The sequence below is a fragment of the Micromonospora sp. URMC 105 genome (genome assembly GCF_051386295.1).
Lineage (GTDB): Bacteria > Actinomycetota > Actinomycetes > Mycobacteriales > Micromonosporaceae > Micromonospora.
In genome coordinates this window covers 1-7,015 of record NZ_JBPQTL010000162.1, presented here as the reverse complement: position 1 = coordinate 7,015, position 7,015 = coordinate 1, and the positions used below count along the sequence as shown (strand labels likewise).

Below are 7,015 nucleotides of genomic sequence, written 5' to 3'. Positions count from 1 at the left end.
CGACATGGCTCTGCTCGACCTCCAGGGAATGGAACTGCCGGCCGCCGAGCGCACCGGTGGCGGCAGCCGCGCCAGCCTGCTGCTCTGCGGCGACAGCTCGCTGAGCGTCACCACCTGCAACTGACGATCAGTCCGCCTGGCCCCGGGCCGGTTCACGCCGGTCCGGGGCCGCGGCACGAAAGAGGTGTGATGACCCCGGCCGACCGGCTCCTGCTGCGTACCGTCGGGTCCGCCGGCTGGTGGACCCCGGTGCTCGCCGTGGTCGCCGTGGTCGGCGTGGCGGCCGAGCTGGCGCTGCCTGCGATGCTGGGGCGCGCCGTCGACGCCGCCGTCGGTACGGCGGCGGGCGGCTCGTCCGGCCACTGGCTCGCCGCGGTGGTCGGGCTGATCGCCGTGCTGGTCGCCACCGACGCGATACGGGACTACGGCACGGGCGCGGCCACCGCCCGTTCGGTGGCCGGGCTGCGGCACACGCTGGCTCGGCACATCTTCGCCCTCGACCCCCGGGCCGCGGCCCGCCGTCCGGTGGGCGACCTGGTGGGCCGGCTCGTCGGCCAGGTGGCCGACGCTGGGCAGGCCGCGCCGACCGTCGTGCTGGCCGGCACCGTGCTGCTGCCGCCGCTGGGCAGCCTGGTGGCGCTCACCCTGATCGACCCGTGGCTCGGCCTCACCTTCGTGGTGGGCCTGCTGCTGCTGGGCGTGCTGCTGCGCAGCTTCGTCGCCGACGCCTCGGCGGCGGTCGCCGGCTACCAGCAGGCCCAGGGGGAACTCGCCGGCCGGATGGTGGAGACCCTCGCCGGGGTGCGGACCATCGCCGCCGCCGGCACCGCAGAACGTGAGGTCGCGCGGGTGCTCACCCCGGTCGCGGCGCTGCGCGCGCACGGCGCGCGCACCTGGGCCGTACTGGCCGGGGCGGCGACCCGCGGCGCGGTGCTCAACCCGCTGCTGCAACTGGCCGTCGTCGCCGTCGGCGGGCTGTCGCTGGCCGCCGGGCGGATGACCCCCGGCGAGCTGCTGGCCGCCCTGCAGTACGCGGCGCTCGGCGCCGGCCTGGGCACCGTGGTCAGCGCCCTGAACAAGGCGGTCCGGGTACGGGCCGGCTGCCGGCGCGCGGCCGACGTGCTGGGTGAACCCGTCCGCCGGTACGGCACCCGGACGCTGCCCCCCGGGCCGGGCGAGCTGGAGCTGCACGAGGTCAGCGTGCGGGGCGACGACGGGAGACTGCTGCTGGACCGGGTCGACCTGCGGGTCCCCGGCGGGGCGCTGCTCGTCGTCGTCGGCCCCTCCGGGGCGGGCAAGTCGCTGCTCGCCGCCGTCGCCGGACGGCTGCGCGACCCGGACTCCGGCGAGGTACGCCTCGACGGTGTGCCGCTGCCCGAGCTGACGCAGGCGGCGTTGCACGCGGCGGTGGGCTACGGATTCGAGCGGCCCGTGCTGGTCGGCGACACGGTCGCCGACGCCGTCGGCTGCGGCGCCGACCCGGTGCCGGTGAGCAGGGCGGCGGCCATCCACGACTTCGTCGAGCGGCTCCCCGAGCGGTACCGCACGCCGCTGGCCGACGTCGCCATGTCGGGCGGGGAACGGCAGCGGCTCGGGCTGGCCCGCGCGCTGCGCGCCGAACGGCTGCTGGTCCTCGACGACGCCACGTCCAGCCTGGACACCGTCACCGAATACCGGGTGACCCAGGCGCTGACCGGGCCGGGCGACCGGCGGACCAGGATCGTGGTCGGCCACCGGATCGGCATGGCCGCGCGGGCGGACCTGGTGGCCTGGGTGGACGGTGGGCGGCTCCGCGCGGTCGGCCCGCACCGGCTGCTGTGGGAGGACCCCGGCTACCGGGCGGTGTTCCGGGCGTGAGCACGGTCGGCGAGGTGACCCGGGCGGCGCTGCGGGCGCGCCGCCCCGAGCTGTGGCGGCTGGCGGGCTGGTCGCTGGCGGAGGCCCTGCCGGCGGGACTGGCCGGGCTGCTGACCGCCCGGGCCGTCGACGACGGGTTCCTCGCCGGCCGCCCGATGACCGGGCTGGCCTGGCTGGGCCTGCTCGCGGTCGCCGTGCTCGTCGGCGCGCTGGGCACCAACCGGGCGTACGCCCTGCTCGGCGCCGTGGTCGAACCGTTCCGCGACGATCTGCTGCGCCGGGTGGTCGGCGGCGCGCTGGCCGGCGCGACGGGCGGTCGCGGCGACGACGCGGCGGTGGCCCGGCTGACCCACCAGGTGGAGATGGTCCGGGACACCTACGCCGGCCTGTTGATGGTGGTGCGCGGCTTCGTGTTCGCCGCCGGTGCCGCCGTCGTCGGCCTCATCTCGCTGGCCGCGCCGATCGCCCTGCTGGTGACGGTGCCCGTGCTGGCCGGTCTGGGGCTGTTCGCGGCGGCCCTGCCCGCGATGATCGCCCGCCAGCGGCAGTACGTGCTGGCCGACGAGCGGCTGGGCCGGGTCGCGGTCACCGCCGTGGCCGGGCACCGCGACGTCACCGTCAGCGGCGCCCGGGCGCGCACCGTCCGGTGGCTCGGCCGCTACGTCGACGCCCAGGCGCGGGTGGAGCGGCGCCTGGCCGTCATGGCGGCCACCCGGGGACTGAGCCTGGCCGTCGGCGGGTGGGTGCCGGTGCCGGTGGTGCTGCTGGCCACCCCGTGGCTGGTCCGCCAGGGGCTCGGGCCGGGCGCGGTGCTCGGCGCCCTCGTCTACGTCGTGCGCGGCGTGCAGCCCGCCCTGGACACCCTGGTCCAGGGCGTGGCCGCCGGGGGGCTGCGCTTCGCCGTCACCCTCGACCGGCTGCTGCGCGCCGGCGAGGCGGTACACACCCGGCCACCAGCCACCGCCCGGGTGCCGCTGCCGACACCGAGGCCGAGCGCGCCGGCCCTGTCCCTGCGCGGGGTGACCTTCCGGTACGGCCCGCACGCCGACCCGGTCCTCGACGGACTCGACCTCGACGTGCCGGTCGGCGACCACCTGGTGATCGTGGGCGCGAGCGGCATCGGCAAGTCCACCCTCGCCGGGCTGATCGCCGGAGTGCTGTCCCCGCAGTCCGGCACGGTACGCGTCGGCGGGGTGCCGGTGGCCGGTGTCCCGCCGGCGGAGCTGGCCGGCCGCCGCGTCCTGATCCCGCAGGAGGCGTACGTCTTCACCGGCACGGTGCGGGAGAACGTCACGTACCTCCGCCCCGACCTGCCGGATACGACGATCACCCGGGCGGCCGACCGGCTCGCGCTGACCGGACTGCTGGACCGGCTCGGCGGCTACGACGCGACGCTGCGCCCGGCGGAGGTCTCCGCCGGGGAACGCCAGCAGCTGGCCCTGCTGCGGGCCTGGCTCTCCCCCGCGCCCCTGATGATCCTCGACGAGGCGACCTGCCACCTGGACCCGGCGACCGAGGCGCGGCTGGAGGAGGCGTTCGCCGAGCGGCCCGGGACGCTGGTGGTCATCGCGCACCGGCTCAGCTCGGCGCGGCGCGCCCGCCGGGTGCTGCTGCTCGACGGGCGGGCCGCACTGCTCGACACCCACCAGGGGCTGCTCGACCGCTCGGCCGCGTACCGGGAGCTGGTCGGCTACGGCCAGGAGGAAGGCGTCAGATCCAGCCCGACTCCCGGGCGATCCGCACCGCTTCCAGCCGGGTACGCGCACCGGTCTTCGCCATGATCCGGGACAGGTGGTTGCGGACCGTCCCCGCCGACAGCACCAGCCGCTCGGCGATGTCGCGGACCGGATGCCCCTCGGCCACCACGTCCAGCACCTCCCGCTCGCGCGGGGTCAGCGGGCTGTCGGCGACCTCCAGGGCAGCGACCACCAGGTCCGGGTCGAGGACGACCTGGCCCTGGGCCAGCTGCCGGACGCCGTCGGCGATCCGCCCGGGCGCCACGTCGTGACTGAGGAAGCCGATCCGCCGGCAGTGCTCGGCGAGCACCGGCCCCAGCCGGGCGGCCCGGCGCTGCTCGACCAGGACCAGCAGCCGCCCGGCCCGGCCGTCGTCCGGGCAACCGACGGGGTCGGTGGACGCCAGATCGGACAGTTGCTCCACCGTCACCATGTCGCCGTCGACGACGGCGACGTCGGGACGCTCGGACCGCAACGCCGATCTGAGCTCGTCCGCCGTGTCCGCCTCGCCGACGACGTCGATGCCGTCCTCGGCGTCGAGCAACTGGGCGAGCGCGCCCCGAACCAGTGCGCCCCTGAGCGCGAGCAGAGTGCGGATCATCAGACTCCCCGTCATCAACCCCCGTTGCTGACGTCTCGTGCGCGCATGATGACGCACGGTTAGGAATCCTATTGAAATGAAGTCCCGCACGATACCCCGGTGCGCGTGTCGTCAGATCCAGCCGGCATCCTGCGCACGCTGGATCGCGTCCCACCGGTTCCGCCCGCCCGTCTTGCGCAGCAGCGTCGACAGGTGGTTCCGGACGGTGCCGGGGGCCAGGTGCAGCCGCGCGGCGATCTCCTTGGACCGCAATCCCCGGGCCGCCGCGACCGCCACCTGGCGTTCCCGCTCGCTGAGCGGGTTCACTGCCGCGTCGAGCGCCGCCAGCGCGGTCAGCGGGTCGATCATCCGCTGACCGTCGGCGATCGCGCGCAGCTGGCCGATCAGCTCCTCCGGCGCCACGTCCTTGGCGATGACCCCCCGCACCCCGGCCCCGAGCGCCCGGCGCAGCACCCGTGCGGTGCGCCGGGCGGTCAGCACCACCACGGCGCACTCCGGCGACCGGGTGCGCAGGCGTGCCGTCAGCCCCGAGGCGTCCCGCACCGCGTCGAGGTCGACCAGGACCAGGTCGGGCCGGGCGGCGGCGACGGCCTCGGTGACGCCGTCGCCCGGGTCGCACTCCGCGGCCAGGTCGAAGCCGGGGGCGCCGGCCAGGACCGCGGCCACGACGGTACGCAGCAGTCCCGGCTCCGCGACCACCACGACCCGGACCGTCGCCGGCTCCTCATCGGCTACCCGCGGGGCCGGAGCCATTTCGTCCAGTACGTCGTCCACCGGGTCACTGTGCCCAGCGGACCACCCACTCATGCGTCCTTTCTGGATTGCCGTCGACCGGAGTTCGCCCAGCTCATGCGGGTCCTCTCGGCCGACACGCGCCCACGGCCCCGCCCGCGCGGCCGACTGACGCCGACCGGTTCCGTACCCGGGTAGCCGGACATCCGTTAAGCATCGGTTTGACGGTCCTGGTCCCGAAGGTCCTGTGGACCGGGGGGCGACGCAAAGCCCCGGGCGCGGCCGCGGCGCGCGCCGTCGTTTGCCGTGCCGGTGTACGGGTAGATGCCGCCATCTGCCCAAGAGGAGGCCCCGAACGTGGACGACAACGACTTCATCGGTCTGGTGGCGCTGCGGGCGAACACCTCACCAGAGCAGGCGACCGCCCTCACCCGGGCCACGCTCCGGACCCTGGCGGAGAGGATCGACGGGGGCGAGGCCCGCGACCTCGCCGGCCAGCTTCCCGAGGGACTTCAGCCGTACGCCTTCGCCTCCAGCGAGACCGGCGAGCGGTTCGGGCTCGACGTCTTCGTGCAACGGGTCAGCGGACGTGCGGAGGTGGATCCGGCGCTGGCGGAGTCCGGCATGCGCGCGGTGTTCGACACCCTCCGCGAGACCCTCACACCCGGCGAGTACGACGAGGTCGTCTCCCAGCTCCCTGCGGGCTTCGGGCAGGTCGCCGAGACCGTGGCGCCCTACGACGGGGAGCGCCGCGGCGGTTAGGCGGCATGCCGGGCGGGCGGCCCGGTCAGCGCAGGAATCCCGCCAGGGTCGGCACGAACCACTCCGGGTCGTCACGCCACGGGTAGTGCCCACCGCCCGGCTGCACCGCCAGCTCGGCGTGCGGGAACAGGCCGGCGTACTCCGCGGCGCGCTTCGGCGGGAGCGCGACGTCGTACTCGCCGGTGACGAGCAGGACCGGTGCCCGGAGGTCGGCCAGGGCGGTGCGGGTGGCGCCCGGGTCGAGGGCACCGGCCGAGTAGTAGGCCGCCGCGGCGTCCGGGTTCCGATCGTGCTCCTCACGGGCGAGTTCAGCCTGCCGCTCGGCGTCCCATCGGCCCTGGGTGAACGGCGTGATCGCCGCCCAGTCCTCGTCGGTGGGCTCGCCGGACCAGATCCGCTCGAAGGCGGCGAAGGCGGCCGGGAACCAGGGCTCCCCTCGGCGCAGCTCGGCGACCTCGCGGCGATCCTGATCGGTGACGTCCACGCCGACCGGCCGGGGGCTGGGGTTGACCAGCGCGAGCCGGCCGACGCGCTCCGGATGGCGGGCGGCGTAGAGCACCGCGAGACTCCCGCCCGCGGAGTGTCCCATCAGGTCGATCCGGTCCAGACCAAGATGTACGCGCAGCGCCTCGACGTCGTCGACCAGCCGGTCGCACCGGTACGTCGCCGGGTCCGCCGGCACCGCCGACTCCCCGGTACCCCGCAGGTCGAGGCGCACCAGCGCGCGGTGCGCGGCCAGCCCGCCCAACTCGCCGAGGTATCTGGAGGCCAGCATCGGACCGCCCGGCAGGCAGATCAGCGGGTCACCGTCCCCGCTGGAGTGGTACGCGAGCCGGGTGCCGTCGGAGCTGTCTAATGTGGCCACGCGCAGAATCATAGTGCCGTAGAAACACATCAGGGCCACCCCGATAGGGGTGGCCCTGATGTGAATGGTTGTCCGGCGGTGTCCTACTCTCCCACACCCTCCCGAGTGCAGTACCATCGGCGCTGGAGGGCTTAGCTTCCGGGTTCGGAATGTTACCGGGCGTTTCCCCTCCGCCATGACCGCCGTAACTCTATCGACATGTCAAACAACACCAACATTGTTGGTCTGTCGTTCGTTTGTCGGGAGTTGCACAGTGGACGCGTAGCAGCTTTGTAGTCAAGTCCTCGGCCTATTAGTACCGGTCAACTGAACCCGTTACCGGGCTTACATTTCCGGCCTATCAACCCAGTCGTCTAGCTGGGGGCCTTACCCACCCCGAAGGGTAGTGGGATACCTCATCTTGAAGCGAGCTTCCCGCTTAGATGCTTTCAGCGGTTATCCCTTCCGAACGTAGCTAACCAG

General features: G+C 74.4%; 7 protein-coding genes and 2 rRNA genes. 4 read left to right on the top strand and 5 right to left on the bottom strand.

The annotated features are described in order from the left end of the window. Positions 1 to 4: 4 nt before the first annotated feature. From ACSNN7_RS28275 to ACSNN7_RS28265, 3 genes are all read left to right on the top strand, one after another. Positions 5 to 124, top strand: a complete 120-nt coding sequence (locus ACSNN7_RS28275; protein ID WP_088647629.1) for a SapB/AmfS family lanthipeptide — start codon at positions 5 to 7, stop codon at positions 122 to 124. Between the two features lie 65 nt (positions 125 to 189). Further along, a complete protein-coding gene (locus ACSNN7_RS28270; RefSeq protein WP_436684101.1) occupies positions 190 to 1,857 on the top strand; it encodes an ABC transporter ATP-binding protein in 1,668 nt (555 codons plus the stop codon). Then, positions 1,854 to 3,638: an ATP-binding cassette domain-containing protein gene (locus ACSNN7_RS28265; protein WP_436684100.1), complete on the top strand. Its 1,785-nt coding sequence runs from the start codon at positions 1,854 to 1,856 to the stop codon at positions 3,636 to 3,638. Before ACSNN7_RS28270 ends, ACSNN7_RS28265 begins: the two co-directional genes overlap by 4 nt. Here ACSNN7_RS28265 and ACSNN7_RS28260 read toward each other — a convergent pair. Beyond that, entirely contained in the window at positions 3,568 to 4,194 is a 627-nt protein-coding gene (locus ACSNN7_RS28260; RefSeq protein WP_436684099.1) for a response regulator transcription factor, read from the bottom strand. The genes ACSNN7_RS28265 and ACSNN7_RS28260 overlap by 71 nt on opposite strands. A 111-nt stretch (positions 4,195 to 4,305) precedes the next feature. Continuing rightward, positions 4,306 to 4,968: a LuxR C-terminal-related transcriptional regulator gene (locus tag ACSNN7_RS28255; RefSeq protein ID WP_436684098.1), complete on the bottom strand. Its 663-nt coding sequence runs from the start codon at positions 4,966 to 4,968 to the stop codon at positions 4,306 to 4,308. A gap of 315 nt (positions 4,969 to 5,283) precedes the next feature. On the opposite strand from ACSNN7_RS28255, the gene ACSNN7_RS28250 reads away from it, so the two are divergent. Further along, positions 5,284 to 5,688 (top strand): DUF2267 domain-containing protein, encoded by a 405-nt coding sequence (locus tag ACSNN7_RS28250; protein WP_436684097.1) that lies wholly within the window; start codon positions 5,284 to 5,286, stop codon positions 5,686 to 5,688. Between the two features lie 25 nt (positions 5,689 to 5,713). Here ACSNN7_RS28250 and ACSNN7_RS28245 read toward each other — a convergent pair whose 3' ends face one another. The 3 genes from ACSNN7_RS28245 to ACSNN7_RS28235 all read right to left on the bottom strand — a co-directional run. Further along, a complete protein-coding gene (locus ACSNN7_RS28245) occupies positions 5,714 to 6,553 on the bottom strand; it encodes an alpha/beta fold hydrolase (RefSeq protein ID WP_436684096.1) in 840 nt (279 codons plus the stop codon). 70 nt (positions 6,554 to 6,623) lie between these two features. Next, positions 6,624 to 6,740, bottom strand: a 5S ribosomal RNA gene (rrf, locus tag ACSNN7_RS28240). Between the two features lie 85 nt (positions 6,741 to 6,825). Further along, positions 6,826 to 7,015: ribosomal RNA gene (locus ACSNN7_RS28235) — 23S ribosomal RNA — on the bottom strand; the annotation flags it as partial.